12 protein-coding genes are annotated in these 18,827 nt (G+C 44.7%); 9 read left to right on the plus strand and 3 right to left on the minus strand.

Annotation, left to right across the window (positions count from 1 at the left end):
• Position 1 precedes the first annotated feature (1 nt).
• The 3 genes from OQJ75_RS10120 to OQJ75_RS10130 all read left to right on the plus strand — a co-directional run bounded on the left by OQJ75_RS10120 (position 2) and on the right by OQJ75_RS10130 (position 3,220).
• A complete protein-coding gene (locus tag OQJ75_RS10120) occupies positions 2–1,696 on the plus strand; it encodes an ABC transporter ATP-binding protein (protein ID WP_265973118.1) in 1,695 nt (564 codons plus the stop codon).
• Positions 1,693–2,532: an energy-coupling factor transporter transmembrane component T family protein gene (locus OQJ75_RS10125; protein WP_265973117.1), complete on the plus strand. Its 840-nt coding sequence runs from the start codon at positions 1,693–1,695 to the stop codon at positions 2,530–2,532. The genes OQJ75_RS10120 and OQJ75_RS10125 overlap by 4 nt, the downstream gene beginning before the upstream one ends.
• A 217-nt stretch (positions 2,533–2,749) precedes the next feature.
• On the plus strand, positions 2,750–3,220 hold the full coding sequence (locus tag OQJ75_RS10130) for a TetR/AcrR family transcriptional regulator (protein ID WP_248398749.1): 471 nt from the start codon (positions 2,750–2,752) through the stop codon (positions 3,218–3,220).
• Positions 3,221–3,289: 69 nt separating this feature from the next.
• Here the strand turns inward: OQJ75_RS10130 and glgB are convergent, their stop codons facing one another.
• The 3 genes from glgB to OQJ75_RS10145 all read right to left on the minus strand — a co-directional run bounded on the left by glgB (position 3,290) and on the right by OQJ75_RS10145 (position 10,467).
• Positions 3,290–5,470, minus strand: coding sequence for a 1,4-alpha-glucan branching protein GlgB (glgB, locus tag OQJ75_RS10135; protein WP_265973115.1), 2,181 nt, complete (start codon positions 5,468–5,470; stop codon positions 3,290–3,292).
• Between the two features lie 174 nt (positions 5,471–5,644).
• Entirely contained in the window at positions 5,645–7,825 is a 2,181-nt protein-coding gene (gene malQ / locus OQJ75_RS10140) for a 4-alpha-glucanotransferase (RefSeq protein ID WP_265973113.1), read from the minus strand.
• Positions 7,826–8,013: 188 nt separating this feature from the next.
• Complete coding sequence (locus OQJ75_RS10145) at positions 8,014–10,467, minus strand: glycogen/starch/alpha-glucan phosphorylase (protein ID WP_265973112.1); 2,454 nt, start codon at positions 10,465–10,467, stop codon at positions 8,014–8,016.
• Between the two features lie 567 nt (positions 10,468–11,034).
• Between OQJ75_RS10145 and malT the strand changes: the two genes are divergently transcribed.
• The 6 genes from malT (at position 11,035) to rsgA (ending at position 18,574) form a co-directional block, all read left to right on the plus strand.
• Positions 11,035–13,743, plus strand: coding sequence for an HTH-type transcriptional regulator MalT (gene malT / locus OQJ75_RS10150; RefSeq protein WP_265973110.1), 2,709 nt, complete (start codon positions 11,035–11,037; stop codon positions 13,741–13,743).
• 594 nt (positions 13,744–14,337) lie between these two features.
• The gene (locus OQJ75_RS10155; RefSeq protein WP_265973108.1) at positions 14,338–15,258 is read left to right on the plus strand and encodes a DUF368 domain-containing protein; all 921 of its coding nucleotides are present in this window, start codon (positions 14,338–14,340) and stop codon (positions 15,256–15,258) included.
• A gap of 196 nt (positions 15,259–15,454) precedes the next feature.
• The gene (locus OQJ75_RS10160) at positions 15,455–15,895 is read left to right on the plus strand and encodes a hypothetical protein (protein WP_265973107.1); all 441 of its coding nucleotides are present in this window, start codon (positions 15,455–15,457) and stop codon (positions 15,893–15,895) included.
• Positions 15,892–16,488, plus strand: coding sequence for an SCO family protein (locus OQJ75_RS10165; protein ID WP_248391993.1), 597 nt, complete (start codon positions 15,892–15,894; stop codon positions 16,486–16,488). The genes OQJ75_RS10160 and OQJ75_RS10165 overlap by 4 nt, the downstream gene beginning before the upstream one ends.
• Before the next feature lie 82 nt (positions 16,489–16,570).
• The gene (locus OQJ75_RS10170; protein ID WP_265973104.1) at positions 16,571–17,029 is read left to right on the plus strand and encodes a copper chaperone PCu(A)C; all 459 of its coding nucleotides are present in this window, start codon (positions 16,571–16,573) and stop codon (positions 17,027–17,029) included.
• A 483-nt stretch (positions 17,030–17,512) separates the two neighbouring features.
• A complete protein-coding gene (rsgA, locus tag OQJ75_RS10175) occupies positions 17,513–18,574 on the plus strand; it encodes a ribosome small subunit-dependent GTPase A (protein WP_265973102.1) in 1,062 nt (353 codons plus the stop codon).
• Positions 18,575–18,827 lie beyond the last annotated feature (253 nt).

Below are 18,827 nucleotides of genomic sequence, written 5' to 3' on the forward strand. Positions count from 1 at the left end.
AATGACTATAGCATTTTCGAACTTCTCTTTTAGATATGAGTCGCTGGATAAACCGACGCTAAAAAATATCAATCTAAGGATAGAGAAAGGAGAGAAAATCGTCATTATTGGACCAAGTGGTAGTGGTAAATCCACCCTAGGTCAGTGTCTTAACGGTCTGATACCTCATGCAATCAAAGGTGAAGTAACGGGCTCTTTAGAGATAAACGGCAAGGATATCTCTGAGTTTTCGATGCACAACTACACCGAGCAAGTAGGCACAGTATTACAAGATACTGACAGCCAGTTTGTGGGTTTGAGTATCGGTGAAGACATCGCTTTCGCACTCGAAAACCAGTTGATGTCGAACATTGACATGTACCCGTTAGTTAAGTCGACTGCAAAAATGGTCGATCTAGCGGACATGCTTGAACGTTCACCTCATGACCTTTCAGGTGGTCAAAAACAACGAGTTTCGTTAGCGGGTATCTTAGTTGACGACGTTGATATCTTGCTGTTCGATGAGCCTCTAGCAAGCCTTGACCCTAAAACAGGTAAGGCAACGATTGAGATCATCGACCAACTGCATAAAGAAACCAACAAGACCATCGTGATTATCGAGCACCGCCTTGAGGATGTTCTGCATCGCGATATTGATCGTGTGATCTTAATGGAACGTGGCGAAATCGTTGCAGACATGACACCCGATGAAATCTTAGCGTCTGAACTGCTTGAGACTCACGGTATTCGTGAACCGCTTTACTTGTCGGCGCTTAAGGCGGCGAAAGCCCCACTAACCAGCGAAGACAAGCTGTCAAACCTCAAAGCTTTAGACTACAAAAGGTTCCGCCCTGCTGTTCAAGCTTGGTTTGCAGAGCGCTCTGCCCCAGTAGCAGATAAGCAATATCCACCTTTACTTGAAGTTCATGGTCTGACTTATTCTTACGACGGCGAGAAAAACGCACTCGAAGATGTCAGCTTCAAGATTGGTAAAGGTGAGTTCGTTTCGATTCTAGGCAAAAACGGTTCGGGTAAATCTACCATCACTAAACTCATCATGGGTGTGATCGATGCCGATTCAGGCTCTTCCTATCTAAATGGTGAAGACCTATCTGAGCTTTCTATCTTTGAAAGAAGTCAGAAAGTCGGTGTCGTGATGCAGAACCCAAATCATATGATCTCGCATCATATGATTTTCGACGAGATTGCTTTTGGTCTTCGTAACCGCAACATTGCAGAAGAACTGATCACAGAAAAAGTAGAGCATGTTCTCGAGCTGTGTGGGCTGAGTAAGTTCCGCCACTGGCCGATCGAAGCACTAAGCTACGGCCAGAAAAAACGTGTAACCATCGCTTCTATCTTAGTGTTGGAACCTGAACTCCTCATCTTGGATGAACCAACGGCGGGTCAAGATTACCGCAACTACACATCCATGCTGGCCTTCATCCAAAAACTAAACCGTGATTTGGGTATTACCGTTGTGATCATTTCACACGACATGCATCTCGTTCTTGAGTACACCACACGCTCAATCGTGATTGCCGATAGCAAGCTGATTGCCAATGCCCCGATGACGGAAGTATTTAGTCAGCCATCACTTCTAGAACGTGCAAACCTTTGTACCACCAGCATTTATGAACTCGCGACTATGATGAAAATCGACGATACTAATGCGTTCATGCAGTACTTCATCGACTACGAGAGAAGTGCTCAATGAACTCATCAAAAGTAAAATTCGGCATCAATTACATTGATACAAAATCACCGCTTCATGCACTCAACGGCATCACCAAATTTGCACTCTTCTTAGCTTGGGTAACCGTGGTGTTGACTACGTTTGACCTAAGGTTGATAACGCTGCTTATTGTGACTGGTTTATACCTGCTGAAGCTTACCAATGTGCCTGTACGCGTGTATAAGCCTTTGTTATTGGGTACGGCGAGTGTATTAAGCCTAAATGCTTTGTTCATGTATTTGCTTGCTCCACAGCAAGGTACTGAGCTCATCGGCAGCGAAACCTTATTGCTTACATTGCCGGGTAACTACTCGTTGAGCCAAGAGACTCTGTTTTACTTAATCACTGTCACGCTCAAGTACATGAGCATGTTCCCGATAGCGTTGATTTTTGTCTTCACAACGCATCCGACTGAGTTCGCAGCGAGCCTCAACCGTATAGGTGTTCCTTACAAGATCGCCTACGCGGTCAGCTTAACACTGCGTTACTTGCCAGAAGTTAAGAAAGACTTCATCAATATCATGCATGCTCAGCAGGCTCGTGGTGTAGAACTCTCAAAGAAAGCGCCCTTAATTACTCGTATCAAAAATGTGGCTAAGGTTCTAGGCCCTCTTATTTTCTCTAGCTTGGACCGCGCAGACGAGATATCTAATGCAATGACGTTGCGAGGTTTTGGACGACACAAAGCGCGTACTTGGTACAGTTATGCACCTTTGAAACGTGTCGACTTTGTTTGTTTAGCCGTTATCGCATTAGTCGTGATACTCGCCATCACAAAGCGAGTACTTGAAGACCAGCTGTTCTGGTACCCTTTCTAGCCTTGCAAAGTCATAAGACAACACTGTTAAAGAATCAAAGGCCACTTAGTTAAGTGGCCTTTTTTCACACTAAACAGTAGTTTATGTATAAATTATCGATTAATTATATCTTTTTATGCGTGATTTTTTGTTTTTTAAGGTCTATTACGGAATATTTTGTTAACATCCTCAATCCGTAATTTCTATACAGAATGTCACACCTAATGTGGGATTTATAATGGCTCGAATAACTCAAGTACAGAAACTAGAAAACCAAAAAAACTACGATGAAATCGTATTGAACCTTTTTCTGGCTGAAGGACATGAAGCTCTAACTTATGCAAGGATTGCCCAAGAAATTGGCATTAGTTTAACAACGCTTCAGGGCTATTATCCATCGACACGTGCTATCCGAACAGTGCTTCACAAGCACATGTTATCGATTGTTATAGAGAACCTAGATTTCGCTTCGGAAGAGGTATTTCTTCAATCATGGCAAAATGCTTTAGACAATGAACAATTCCGATACGTTATCAAACTGATGTTTTTTCATGCCTCACAGGTCAAAAGTCCAGAAGCATTCAATGTCAGTTCAGATGGTCTGTTTCGTGAAAAAATGCTGAATAGCTTCGGGACCGACTCGGTTCGAATCCTTGAAACGGTAATTGGACGTTCAATGTTCTACCTAACGAATTTCAACAAGCATTAAGCAAAACAGATAGAAACAAAAAGGGAGCCTTCAGGCTCCCTTTTTCATATTCTCAGTTTGTTTATCGACCTAATTTAGCTTGTAAAAAACGGTCGATAACGGCGGTAAACGCAGCTCAATCGATGTATCTAGCCCTTCGCTTTCTACTGATTCAATCTCTGCTGTCTGCTTCACTTCAAAACCACTACCTGCATAATCCACAGAGTCTGTATTCAACAGCAGTGAGTACTCACCTTTTGATGGAACACCTAAGCGGAAATGCTCGTGAGGAACAGGCGTAAAGTTAGAGACAATTAATACACGCTCACCAGACTCACTAATACGTTCGTGCGCTAAGATGCTCGCTTCTGCAGAATCCTGTAAACGCCATTCAAAACCTTTCGGGTCAAAATCGAGATCATGCATTGCAGCTTCAGAGCGGTATAGATTGTTCAGATCTCTGGTTAAGCACTGAACGCCTTGATGACGTTTGTAATCCAGCAAGAACCATTGTAGTTGATCATCGTGATTCCATTCAGCCGTCTGGCCAAACTCAGCGCCCATGAAGTTCAGCTTCTTACCTGGTTGCGCATACATGTAACCCATATAAGCACGTAAGTTGGCCGTTTGTTGCCATTCATCACCAGGCATCTTGTCGTGGATAGAGCCCTTACCGTAAACTACTTCATCGTGAGAGAGAGACAAGACGTAGTTCTCACTGTGTGCGTAAACCAGTGGGAAAGTAATTGTATCGTGGTGATATTTACGATTGATTGGGTCTTCTTGAATGTAAGACAAGCTGTCGTGCATCCAACCCATGTTCCACTTAAAGCCAAAGCCTAAGCCGCCCATAAAAGTCGGTGCTGAAACACCTGGGAAAGCCGTTGATTCTTCAGCAATCGTCATCGCATTCGGGAAGTGCTTGTACACTTCTTCGTTCATCCATTTAAGAGTTGCGATAGCGTCGTAGTTTTCGTTGCCGCCGTCTACGTTCGGGATCCATTGGTCATGGCTACGCGAATAATCGAGGTACAACATCGAAGCAACCGCATCAACACGGATGCCATCGATATGGAATTGTTCGAACCAGTAAAGTGCATTAGAAACTAAGAAACGACGAACATGCTCTTTACCTAAATCGTAAATGTACGAGTTCCAATCTTGATGCCAACCACGACGTGGATCTGGATCATGGAACAATGGCGTACCATCGAAGTTTGCTAGGCCATGATCATCACTTGGGAAGTGAGCAGGAACCCAATCAAGTACTACACCAAGACCCGCTTGGTGACATTGGTCTATAAAGTATTTGAAATCATCTGGAGAACCAAAACGACTAGTCGGTGCAAATAGACCAACAGGTTGATAGCCCCACGAACCGTAGAATGGGTGCTCTGAAACTGGCATTAGCTCAACGTGCGTGTAACCAAGATCAGTTAGGTATGGGATCAGCTCAGCCGCAAGCTCACGATAATTTAAGAATTCACCTTCAGCGTTACGCTTCCAAGAACCGGCGTGCAGCTCGTAGAACGAAAGCGCTTCTTTACGCTTTTGCGTTACAGGGCGATTCTGCCACTTAGCATCTTGCCACTCGTAACGAGCGTGATCGTAAGTCACAGATGAGAACGAAGGGTATTGCTCAGAGTAGAAACCCCATGGGTCAGCTTTGTGTGGTAAGCCTTCGCCATTTGGTCCTTTTAATTCAAACTTGTATTGAGCACCTTCTTCCAGTTCAGGAATGAATAGACCCCACATACCGTAATCTAGGCGTTGCATTGGGTGACGACGACCATCCCAAGCATTGAAGTTACCCACCAAGCTCGCCGCAGTTGCATGCGGTGCGTACACCAAGAAACGCGTACCTGAGATCGTCTGTCCATCACGCTCTAGAGTAATAAACTGAGCCCCCATGTGATGATACATATCTTTAGGTGTATGAAGATCTTCATAACTCGCGTACAGATCGTGGTACTGGTATGGATCATCGATGATCTGCTCTACCCCAGCCCAATCAACCGCAAGCTTATAGTGAGTGAAACGTAAGTCTCTTTTTTGCTTTAGGATGAAGCCACTTTCACCCTCTCGCGCTAACTCAATACGAGGTTCCTTTCCAACGATCAACTCTACTTTATCTGCCCCTGGAATCCATACTCTTAATGCACCTTGATCTGAAGGTAAGTACGGCCCTAAAAACGCAAACGGGTCAGTGAAACAAGCCTGTGATAGTTGGGTATATATTTGTTTTTGCTTTGAAATCGAACTTAGTTCCAAAACGTTTCTCCCTAACCAAACATCCAAAAAATATAATACAAAAATGCCCGCTATTAGTGCGGGCAATATAACAACAATTTATTCTACCAGATGAGCATTCATTATTGAGTGACCGAGGTTGTAGTTTCGTACGCCGTAAGCAAAAAACCACTTATTTTCAAGTCACTCACGTCATTACTTACCTGCTTTTTCTCGAACGTCAGTCAGCTTAGAAGCGATACGATTGACGCCTTCATGAGCGAAAATTTCGTCCAAGTTCATGGATAGTTTACGACGCCAGTTAGGGTATTCATCTACAGTGCCAGGGATGTTTACTGGCTTGTCCATCTCTAACCAATCTTCCAACTGAACACTCAATAATGTTGAACCACCAGCCGCAACGTGCAGTTGAAGTGCTTCAGCAAGATAAGAGTCCATCGGTACTTGGCTTGCATCGCGGCCAACACCCTCAGGTAAGAAGCCATGCCATGCCACTGAATCTAAGATACCTTGTTTGCACTCCAGACGGTCATCGAATAAGGTTTCTAGCTGTTCTGCATCTGGGTATAAGCCAATCTCTTGACCCATTTTCAAGTCATCACAGTGCCAGAAGCCGCGAAGCGTTGGCATATCGTGAGTACACAAAGCTGCCATCGATTGTGGGGCGTAGTGTTTCGGTGAAATGAAACCACCATCGTCTTCCGATGTTTCGAAGAAGAATACTTTGTAAGAATGTACGCCCGCATCCGCTAGGATATCAACGATTTCGTCTGGCACGGTGCCTAAGTCTTCACCGATAACGCTGCATTGGTAACGGTGAGATTCAAGCGCCAGAATCGACAGCATATCTTGCACTGGGTAGTAGATGTACGCGCCCTTAGTTGCGTTCTCACCCTTTGGAATCCACCACAAACGCAGTAGACCTAAAACGTGGTCAATACGCAGTGCACCACAGTGTTTCATGTTCGCACGAAGTAGCTTGATGTAAGCGTCGTAGCTTGTTTCTTGAAGCACTTCTGGGTTTAGCGGAGGTAGACCCCAGTTCTGACCCAAAGGACCAAGAATATCAGGTGGAGCACCAATGCTCGCATCCATCACTAGGTTGCCTTCATCAGCCCATGTTTCGCTACCCGAATCCGCAACGCCTACCGCTAAATCACGGTACAGGCCAACCGCCATGCCTTTCTCTTCTGCAAGAGACTGTGCATCGTTGATCTGGCAATCTGCTAGCCATTGTAGATACATATACAGATGAACGTTTTCTAGGTTCTCTTTGATGTATTTCTGTGTCGCTGGGCTGTCGAATGTACGGTACTTCTCAGGGAATACCGGCCATCCCCACATGCCAGAGTCTTCTGCGTGCAGTTCGCCATGCAGAGCATCAAACGCCGCTTGATGCATCAGGCTTTCACCTCCCTCTTCAACGAAGGCTAAGAACGCTTGTGCACGATCGCTGTTTTTGTCTAAATGACGAGTCTTAAATTCTGCGAATAACAGAGGCAAGATACTCATCTTAAGCTCAGACACTTCAGTGTAGTTTACCCAATGTGCTTCACGAGCTTTCTGTAGGCGCTGTTGGAATTCAGCGCTGCCTACGGTTTGTTGTGCTTCTGCACTTAACGCAAATTCAGGAACTGAACTCACATCAATGTATAGAATGTTCAACCAGCGACGAGAAGACGGGCTGTATGGGCTCGCACCTTCAGGGTTCGCAGGGAACAATGAGTGAATTGGGTTTAGACCAACGAAATCACCACCGCGAGATGCGATATCCGCAACAAGCTGTTTTAGGTCACCGAAATCACCAATACCCCAGTTGTGCTGAGTTCTTAGTGTGTAAAGTTGAACGCTTGGTCCCCAAAGCTTTTTGCCTTGCTCGATTGGCGATTGCTTGAAACACGCTTTTGGCGTAATGATTAATGTCATCTCGTAAGGCTTCTTACGGCGCTTACGGCTCACAATTAGCTTGTGGTAACCCCATGCCAAATCACTTGGCAATGCAAACACTAAAGGGCCACCCTCTGCACGCTCATCACGAACGACTTGAGATTGAAGATAGCCTTCAAGTACCTCTCCTTGCTCGGTTTCTAAGCGCCAGCTGAACTCACTTTCACGAGCACTTACACCTAGGTTAAGCGCCACTTCTACTGGCTCACCGTCACGCAAGACAAGAACTGGGTCTAGTACATCTTTTTTGTGTTTTCTTTCTGCTGACTTAAGCAGTGCATCGTCGCTGCTTGTATCGTAGCCCAACGAAGCCAATAGAGACGTGATAGTTTCGTCTGATACTTGTGCTTCATCGCCCCACGCACTAACGTAACTGTCGGCAATGTTTGCCATTTCTGCGACTTGTTTTAATACGGTCTGTTCTTTCATCGCTCTCTCCGAAAACGTTCTGACGCTTTCTATTTTGTAGGGTTGTTAATTTAAATTTTTACTAATCAATTAGCTTGTGACAATCGGTTTGTAAGCAGCTTGTTTATAAACGACAAACCTTTAAGCCTTTCGTTTGCTCACAAGCTAATTGAGCCAAGGCAGAAACTGCCTTGGCTACTTTGAAAGTATTAACGGTTAACCGCTTCTAGCTTCCAGATATTGTTCACGTAGTCGCGGATTGAGCGGTCTGATGTGAACTTACCAACCAATGCTGTGTTAAGAATCGCTTTCTTAGCCCAACCTGCTTGGTCTTTGTATTGCGTGCCCATGTCTTCGTGCGCTTTCACATAAGAAGCAAAGTCAGCAAGACATAGGTATGGGTCACCGCCGTCTAGCAGACTGTCAAACGTTGCACGTAGAAGGCCTGGTTGACCTGGAGAGAACTCATCGCCAGTCAATAGGTCTAGAGATGCTTTCAGCAGTGGGTCTGCGTTGTAGTAATCGTATGGGTTGTAACCCTGAGCTTGCAATGCCACTACGCCATCAACGTCTAGGCCAAAGATGTAGATGTTTTCATCGCCAACTTCTTCACGAATCTCAACGTTTGCACCATCCATCGTACCGATAGTTAACGCGCCGTTTAGAGCCATCTTCATGTTGCCCGTACCAGATGCTTCTTTACCAGCTAGTGAGATTTGCTGAGAAACGTCTGCTGCAGGGATGATGATTTCAGCCATGCTTACACGGTAGTCAGGAATGAATACCACTTTCAGTTTGTTGCCAATGCGAGGATCGTTGTTGATCTTCTCTGCAATCTTGTTAACCGCAAAGATGATCTCTTTCGCTAGGTGGTAACCCGGTGCTGCTTTCGCTGCGAAGAAACATACGCGTGGCTCACACTCGAAACCAGGTTCGTTAAGAATACGGTGGTACAAAGATAGAATGTGTAGCAAATCTAGGTGCTGACGCTTGTATTCGTGTAGACGCTTGATTTGCACGTCGAAGATAGCGTTAGTATCTAGCTCGATACCCATGTTCTCTTGAACCCAATCAGCAAGGCGCTGCTTGTTTTCTTTCTTAACAGCCATGAATTCTTTTTGGAATTTCGCGTCTGTTGCAAACTTAGCGATGCCTTCAAGCTGCTCAAGTTTTGCTGGCCACTCAGTACCGATTTTGCCAGTAATTAGCGTAGATAAACCTGGGTTACAGAACTTCAACCAACGACGTGGCGTGATGCCGTTCGTTACGTTAGTCAATTTGCCTGGGAAGATTTCGTTGAACTCAGGGAACAAGTCTTTCTTAACCAATTGAGAGTGAAGTGCAGCTACACCGTTTACTTTGTAAGAACCAATCACACATAGGTTTGCCATGCGAACCATACGGTGGAAACCTTCTTGGATGATAGAAAGCTTCGCTTGCTTCTCACCGTCACCAGGCCACATCTTGCGAACTTCTTGCATGAAGCGGTGGTTGATTTCAAAAATGATTTCCATGTGACGTGGAAGAAGACGATTGATCAATGATTCAGACCAAGTCTCTAGTGCTTCTGGAAGCAGTGTGTGGTTCGTGTATGCGAACGTATGAGCGCTGATTTCCCAAGCTTGGTCCCAAGTTAAACCTTTCTCATCGATCAAGATGCGCATCAATTCAGGGATCGCAATCGTTGGGTGCGTATCGTTTAGCTGAATTGTTTCTTGCTTAGGCAGATCTTCTAGAGAAAAACCTGCTGCTTCGTGGCGACGTAGAATATCGCGAACAGACGCTGCTGAGTGGAAGTACTGCTGCATTAAACGCAGAGTTTTACCTTTCTCGTGGTTGTCGTTCGGGTAAAGAACCTTAGTGATGTTACCTGCATCGATTAGCGAGTGTTGTGCTTCGAAGTAATCACCGTTGTTAAAGCTTGCTAGTGAGAATGGTGCAATTGCCTGACATTCCCAAAGGCGCAATGGGTAAACCGTGTTTGACTCGTAACCTACGATAGGTAGATCCCAAGGCATTGCTTTCACTTCCATACCCGGAACCCAAGTACGAACTTCTTTACCATTGATGTATTCAACTTCTACATGACCGTAAAAACCAATGTGTTGTGCTAGTTCTGGACGAGCCACTTCCCATGGGTAACCTTCAACACCACGCCATGCGTCAGGTGCTTCTTGTTGACGACCGTCTTGGAAAGACTGTTTGAATAGACCGTATTCGTAGTGAAGACCGTAGCCTACTGTTGGGTATTCTTGAGCGGCACAAGAATCCATGAAACAAGCGGCTAAACGACCAAGACCACCATTGCCTAGTGATGGGTCGCGTTCTTCTTCTAGAAGATCAGTTAGGTTTTGACCTAGCTCTTCCATTGCATGAGTGATCTGTTCGTACAGACCCATGCTGATCAGGTTATTACCTGTTAAACGACCAATCAAAAACTCTAATGAAAGGTAGTTAACGCTCTTCGCGTTCTTAATTTTTTCGTCATTTTCAGTTTCTAACAGATCAAATGTTGTGAGTTCTGCTAGCGCACGCCCCATTGCTAGGTACCATGCGCGGCTATCTGCGTTTTCAATCGTTGTTGCGTAGGTTGCAGATAAATGCTTTTTAACGCTTTCTTGGAACGACACTTTATCGAAAGTTTTTTGCTGAGTTGGTTTCATTTCAGAAATCTCGCTTTTAATAGTTCTAATTCATCTGTGACATATCGTGCATGGTCACCATAAACTAAACATCCTCCCGCTAACGCAACTGACTAGGAGTAGATGGGAGGGCGTAGGGGGCGTACCGACTTAGGGTTAGTGATCTGACTCTCATGTTCTGACTTTGAACAAAAACTTGAAGTGACTAAGATCACAAGCTCCCGTTCGATAACTTAACTTCAATTGATGTGACTTTTATTTAACCAAATGAAAGTCATTGTCAAATCTGATATTCAGATCACGAAAATAATTTCTATCTCTCATCTTTTGCATAGATTCCCGTGTAGAGATGAACGAAGTCACATTCCCAAACCAACCCGTAACGTGAGCAAGATCTCAAATAAAGGGCGTAGACACCCAAAAACATGCAGGAGCGCAAGGTTTCTGAGGAGGATCATAGTCGGTAACGTTTTGCTTCACGTAGTATGAGTAAAGACTTAAGTAATTAGGCTAATGTCATTGGAGTACACTCAACGATAGATTGGGATATTCCAGAACATAGCCACGGAATAGGTGTAAAACTTCGATATGTGGATCCCTTCGAAACTGACTCGTCCCGGCCGCTTACATAATGCAATCCTACGACCTAGGGTTCTCGATCTGCTTCACAATGCAGATTGCTATAAGCTTGTGTTATTCCGCTCTCCTGCGGGCTACGGCAAAACCACCATGGCTGCACAATGGTTGATAGATAAACCCAATGTGGGTTGGTACAGCATTGATGATAGTGACAACGATGCCTTCCGCTTTATCAACTACCTACTTCAATCACTTAATAAAGCGACTCAAAATGCCTGCCCTAATGCCCAGAAACTGGCAGAAAAACGACAGTTTTCATCACTGCTTTCTTTATTGAGTGAAGTGTTCGCCGAGATGTCGGAATTCCATCACGAGTGTTTTCTGGTATTGGATGACTATCACTTGGTCAACAATGACGACATCCACGAAGCCATGCGCTTCTTCCTCAAACACATGCCCGATAACCTAACGTTGGTTGTCACCAGTCGTGGTACGCCACCACTTGGTACAGCAAACCTGCGCGTTCGTGACTTAATGATCGAATTAGGTAATGACTCGTTGGCGTTTGATACCGAAGAAACCACACGCTTTTTCAACCAACGCGTAGCCGACGGCATTGATGACACCACGGCAGATAGCATCTGTAGTTATGTAGAGGGTTGGCCTTCCGCATTGCAACTTATCGCGCTACAAGCACAACACCAAAAACGCACTCTTGCACAGTCCGCAGAGTCGTTCTCTCACTTTAACCACGCCCATCTTTGGGACTACTTGGTTGAAGAAGTATTCGACCTGCTAGACAAAGAAACCCGACAGTTCTTGATGCAATGTTCTGTGCTTGATCACTTCAACGATGAGCTTGTATGTGCACTTACACAACGTGAAGACGCGCTCGGTATGATCGAATCACTCAACCGTTTTGGTTTATTCATCTACCCGCTTGAAGGTGAAAAGAACTGGTATCGCTTCCATAACTTGTTTGGTGAATTTCTTGCCCATGAGCGCCAAGCTCGAATTCCTCAGCAAGAAGCTGAACTTCATCGAAGTGCTGCAAAAGCGTGGATAAAACAGAACACACCACACCAAGCTTTACGACATGCACAACGCGCTGAAGACCCGGACCTGATCATTCAAATTCTGACAGAGCACGGCTGGCCGATGTTCAACCAAGGTGAGTTGTCTTCGTTAGAAATGGCGATCAAGCAACTGACTACCGATCAGCTTTACAGTGAGCCTAAACTGTCCATGTTGCGTGCATGGCTTGCACAAAGTCAGCACCGTTATGATCAAGTGGGTACTTTGTTGGAAGAGGCTGAGACTCAATATCAAGCTCGAAACATTGAACTCGATACTCAGCAACAAGGCCAATACAACGCCTTACGTGCACAAGTTGCCATTAACAGCAATGAACCTGAAAAAGCATTAGAACTGGCTGAGCTTTCGTTGAGCCAACTGAACACCACCGTTTATCGTAGCCGCATTGTCGCAACCTCGGTTGTGGGCGAAGTGAATCACGTAATGGGTAACCTAAGCCGTGCACTACCAATGATGCAGCAAACCGAAAAGTTGGCTCGCCAATATCAGGTTTACCATCAAGCACTGTGGGCGATTCTTCAGCAAAGTGAAATTCTAATTGCTCAAGGCTACGTTCAAGCCGCATTCGAACTACAAGACAGCGCATTCAAGCTGATTGAAGAACACCAACTTCAATACGTGCCTCTGCATGAATTCTTATTGCGTGTTCGCGCTCAGATCTTCTGGTGTTGGAACCGATTAGATGAAGCAGAAGAGTGTTGTTACAAGGGCTTAGATATTCTTGGCCACCATTCACCAAGTAAGCACCTACACAGCTATTCAATGCTGGCTCGTATTTCACTGAGCCGTGGCGAAATTGATAAAGCGTCGAAGTTTATTGACCAGATTCAGCACTTGTTGCGCCAATCCACCTACCATGTGGATTGGACAGCGAATGCGTCACTGTCTCTGATCTTATTCTGGCAAGTGAAAGGCGATAAAGACGCCATTCGTGACTGGTTGAGCGTTGCAGTTCGCCCTGAATCAGCAAGCAACCACTTCTGCCAGCTTCAATGGCGCAACATCGTGCGTGCTCACATCATTCTTGAACAGTATGAAGAAGCAGAAGAAGCATTGGCGTTCTTAAAGAGTGAAGCTCAACGTTCACACCTAATTACAGACACCAACAGAAACTTAATCGTTGAAGCGGTATTACGCACCCAGATCAACGATGAAGACAGTGCACGCGTATTGCTAGAAGAAGCTCTACACATGACCAATCAAACTGGCATGGTCGGTAACTTCTTGGTCGATGGCGGTACTATCGGGCATATCTTGGATAAGTTGAGCAACAAGCCAGGCTTGGGTGATTTAGAACGTCACCGCGCACAACAAATCATGAAAGATATCTCAACGACTCAACGCAGTCGCTCAGTTCACTTCGACGAAGACTTTGTTGAAAACTTGGTGAATCACCCGAACATTCCTGAGCTTGTGCGTACTAGCCCACTCACCCAGCGTGAATGGCAGGTACTTGGCTTGATCTACTCTGGGTTCAGTAACGAGCAAATCGCTCAAGAACTTGATGTAGCAGGTACCACAATCAAGACTCACATCCGTAACCTGTACCAAAAGCTCAACATTGCTAACCGTAAAGAAGCAATCAGCACAGCAGAGAACTTGCTGCAGTTGATGGGGTACTAAAACGGACACTCGATTCGAGATTGATTCGAGATTGATTCGAGATTGATTCGAGATTGATTCGAGAAAACATAAGCTAGTCACCGATGGTGGCTGGCTTTTTTTTCGCTTAGAGAATGGGGAGTAACCGATAAAAGCTAGAGATAGCCAAACGACAGGCAAAAAAATAGCCAACCGCAATAATCGCGATTGGCTCTATATATTTGTGAACAAATCATAAGTTCACTAACAACGTCAGTTGGCTAGGTGACCCTCGGCTTAAGAAGGGTCGATTAATATAATGCAGTTAGCGTGCCAACTTTTATTCGACGTTTTATAAGCCCTGCATCGCATAAAAACCATGAATTTATCATGCGAATTGCAAAGTGCATTTGCATAATGCAACCAAGATGCAATATCGATAAGGGATCAGTTTCATCGCTGTTCTTAATGACAAATCACTAAGTGGTTGTTATCTATATGTTAGGCAAATATTCACTTCAACTTATTGCCTTACAATTAATAGAGTAATAAAAGCCCTTCCCCAAAAGCATATTCATACTTTTTTTACACTAAAGTTTGTATACTGCACAAAATCATCCTCAACTCTATGAAGCAATGAACTACTTAAGTACTTTTTTCAAAGGCATGGCAATGGGCGCAGCAGACGTTGTCCCTGGCGTGTCGGGCGGAACCATCGCATTCATCACTGGTATCTACGATACGCTGCTAGAAAGCATTCGCAGAATTAACCCTAGCGTACTTAGCCTATGGAAACGCGAAGGCTTCAAAGCCGCGTTTAACCACATCAATGGTTTCTTCCTAATTTCATTGTTCGCAGGCGTATTCACGAGCATTGCGACATTTGCAAAACTGATTTCTTGGTTATTGGTCACCCACCCTGTTCCACTGTGGTCTTTCTTCTTTGGCCTGATCTTAGTGTCGGTTTTCCATATTCTTAAGCAAGTAGAAAAGCGCGATATGATTCGATTCGTCTTTTTACTGCTTGGTGTTGCCTTCGCTTATAGCATTACCGTGCTTAAGCCATTGCAAATGGAGCCAACCAGCATCAACGTCTTGATTGCGGGTGCGATTGCGATCTGTGCGATGATCTTACCGGGTATTTCAGGCAGCTTTATTCTGCTTCTGATTGGCATGTATGGCCCAGTGCTTGGCGCTGTTAAATCGTTTCAAATCGATGTACTTGCCCTATTCCTTGGCGGCTGTGTGATTGGTCTACTGACTTTCTCGCACGTACTCTCTTGGTTACTGCGCTCATTCCGCGATTTCACATTGGTGTTCTTAACGGGTTTAATGATCGGTACGCTACCGAAGATCTGGCCTTGGAAAGAAACCATCAGCTGGCGCACCAACTCGAAAGGAGAGCAAGTACCACTGATTCAAGAGAACCTATCTCCGTTCAATTTCGAAGCGGTAACGTCTCAACCTTCTCAGCTTACTTTATCGGTGATCATGATGTTGGTGGCTATCGCGTTAGTGCTGGGTTTAGAAAAGTTTGCTGAGCGCAATGCTGACTAATCTCTAACAATCGTGCTTAAGTTAGCATGTAGGGTGCCGAGCTTAGTAGCGACGCACCATATGAAATGAATCAAAGCGAAGCTTATGGCTTCGCTTTTTTATATCTACCATACGCACAAAATTGCTTTTTGATACAAGCACGTATTGAGGGGTATGATAACATCGCGGCTCTTATAAAATTAGATGAGAACACGACATGCACTCTGCATTAAAGGTTACTGCTCTTGGGATCGCTCTCGTGGCAGGCTTTTATGGGCCACAAGCAATTCAGCAGTTTAAATCAGCGATGGAGCACTCAACTGCCGACGTCAACTTGGATGATTACTGCATGCTTTCAACCACATCGTGTGAGCAAAATGCGGTGGCGATGACACTCGATAGTGAGACGGCTCAGCCACTCGTTCCAAGTAAAATCAAAGTAGTCTGGGAAGGCGCAGCCTCTGACACATTAATGCTGTCACTCACTGGCTTAGAAATGGAAATGGGATCAGCACGTTTTCAATTAAAGAATATTGGCAACAATACCTATGAAGGTGATGTAATTTTACCTGTGTGTACCATGGATAAAATGACTTGGCTTGGCGAACTCACCGATGGTGTTGAAACCGTAAACCCTGCAATAAGGATGGCAAGATGAGTAAGAATTGGTCGTTAGCATTAGTGGTAGCGTTTGTACTTGGCTTTGGTGTCAAAAGCTACCTTGATGGGCAAAACGAAGCTCAAGAACAACACGCTGCAAAGCAAGAGTTCTCCGCAACAACCCTTTTTGGTAAAGATAATCAGCCAACGGAAATCTTTGACGAAACCGACGACAGAATTCGTATCGTTTACTTCGGTTTCACACGTTGCCCAGATGTCTGCCCTACCTCACTAGCAATGTTAGCTGGAGCACTTAACCAAGTCTCTGACGAAGCAAAAGCAAAGATTCGCCCAATGTTTGTCTCTCTTGATCCTGAGCGCGATGCCGCAGAAGCTTCTTACGAATACGCACAATACTTCCACCCAATGATGGAAGGATTAAGTGGCCCGTTAGACGTGACAACGACGCTTGCACATAACTACGGTGTTATTTTCAGAAAGACCAAGCTTGAAGGTTCAGAGTTGGAATATACCCTTGACCACAGCTCATATTTTTATTTTTTAAAGCCCGACGGTACCTTGATTACTAAAGTACCGCACACGTTAACACCTGCACCAATTGTTGAAGCCATCAACAAGTTGACGCAGTAAACGTAAAAACAAAGAACTTAACCAATAAAGTTCAAACATAAAGTCAGGTCCCAGACCAAAACATAAAAATAAGGACAACAACATGAAGTTAAAAGCACTTGCTCTAGTAGGCTTATTGCTCACTCCCTTTGCTCACGCGAATAGCGACATTATGGTTCACGACGCGTACGCTCGTGCAACACCGCCTTCAGCAGTGAACAGCGCAGTATTTACAACGTTGATGAACCACAGTGACAAAGATCGCGCTATTGTTTCTGCAACTACACCCGCAGCAGGCAAGGTAGAGCTTCATGATGTTATCGTTGATGGCGACGTAATGAAGATGCGCCAAGTTCAACAAATCACAATCCCTGCGAATGGTGAAGCGGTACTTAAGCCTGGCAGCCTGCACATTATGTTGTTCGACCTAAAAGACGGTCTAAAAGAAGGTGAGCAGATCGAGATGACTCTGACTTTCGCGAACGGTGAAACCCAAACCTTTGACGCGCCGGTTAAGAAAGTAATGAGCGGCATGAAAAAGATGAATCACGATCATCACTAATCGGATTCACAATCAATGAAATAAATTAAGCCACGATGACTTCTCGCCATCGTGGCTTTTTGTTAAACTGAGCTCGATTTTTATTCAAAGCCTGACCACATTAATAACCAAGGAGAATAGAAGATGATTGTAATGAAAACACTAAAACTGGCAGTAAAAGTAACGCGTTAATTTGTTTGGTTAAGCAAACTTTAATCTAGAACGACCAACTTAAGCCATCGACTGGCTACCGCACACTTTTACCCGGTTTACTATTGATCTATAAGTGATCAATATCTGCATGCCTGTAGCGCATGACTCAATCCGGGTCCTATCTATTTGAATTCGACCCAAGCTCAAAACATTTTTGACGTCTCGATGCTTTTATCTCGTCAACACTTTTTGATCTCGTCAACAACCAGAGATCTCACAAGATGTTAATGCTCTCATAAGACTTTAGGGCACTGATAAGGAATCAAAGCTCGCACGTCTGGGTAAATAAACATGAATTCACAAAACGCATTTTCTCATCCAATGTCACTTCAACAACTTGGATGGCAACCTGTATTCCAACAACAACTGACTCTCGAAAACTATGACCATTCCGTCATTGCTCGTATCGTCGCACATCATCGTAGTGGCTATACCTTAGCGTCAGAACAAGGCGAAATCGTTCTGCCTATCCATCAAAACCAACCCGCAATGACGGTTGGCGACTGGGTAATCTTGAGCTCTGAGCTTCAATTCGACCGTTTGCTAGAGCGTCAATCGCTCTTCAGCCGTAAAGCAGCGGGCAGTCGCGTCGCAGAACAATATATTTCAGCCAATATCGACACCGTTTTTATCGTGGTCTCGTTAAACAATGACTTCAATCTGAGCCGCATCGAGCGTTATCTCGCACTCGCCAATGAAGCTCAAGTTGAAGCCGTTATAGTACTGACTAAGAAAGACTTGTGTGACGACCACCAAGACAAAGTACAGCAAGTGCAAAGCTTAGATTCTATGCTGATGATCGAAGCAGTGAACAGCCTTGACCAAGAATCAACTCAAGTATTGTCACCTTGGTGTAAAACAGGCAAAACCGTCGCTTTGATGGGCTCATCTGGTGTGGGCAAATCTACGCTAGTAAACTCATTGCTCGGTGAAACTCAGCAAGCGACGGGTGGCATTCGCGAAGACGACAGTAAAGGTCGTCATACAACCACATCACGATCGCTCCACTTGCTAACATCGGGTGGTTTACTGCTCGATACTCCAGGAATGCGAGAGCTACAACTCGCTGATTGCGCTGAAGGCGTGAGTGAAACCTTTTCTGATGTCGAAGAGTTAGCCATGCATTGTCGTTTCTCTGATTGTCATCATGAATCCGAGCCGGGATGCAAGATACGCAAAGCCATTGAGGATGGTGATTTGTCTGAAAGACGATTTACTAACTATCAAAAGTTATTGAGAGAGCAAGCCAGAAATGGCGCCTCATTGGCAGAGCAACGCGCGAACAGCAAACAACTTTCCAAGATGTACAAAACCGTACAGTCAGAAAGCCGAAACATAAAAAAAAGCGACTGACTAAACCAATCAAGTTAATCACAATACGCTTTATTAAAACGACGAAGCCCCACCGTGTTAAACACGTGGGGCTTTTTGTTTCAATTTGGTAGCAAAGCGACTATTTATGCACACAATGTTCTTACCTATGAGCATTTACATTTCTAAACTTACAGTACATTAGGTCTAATAAATGTAGTTCCGCAGATTTATAGCCCAATCAAAATACAATTATTTAACATTTAGCCCTAAAAACACCACGTAGCGCAAACAA

The sequence above is a fragment of the Vibrio sp. 14G-20 genome, assembly GCF_026241515.1.
Lineage (GTDB): Bacteria > Pseudomonadota > Gammaproteobacteria > Enterobacterales > Vibrionaceae > Vibrio.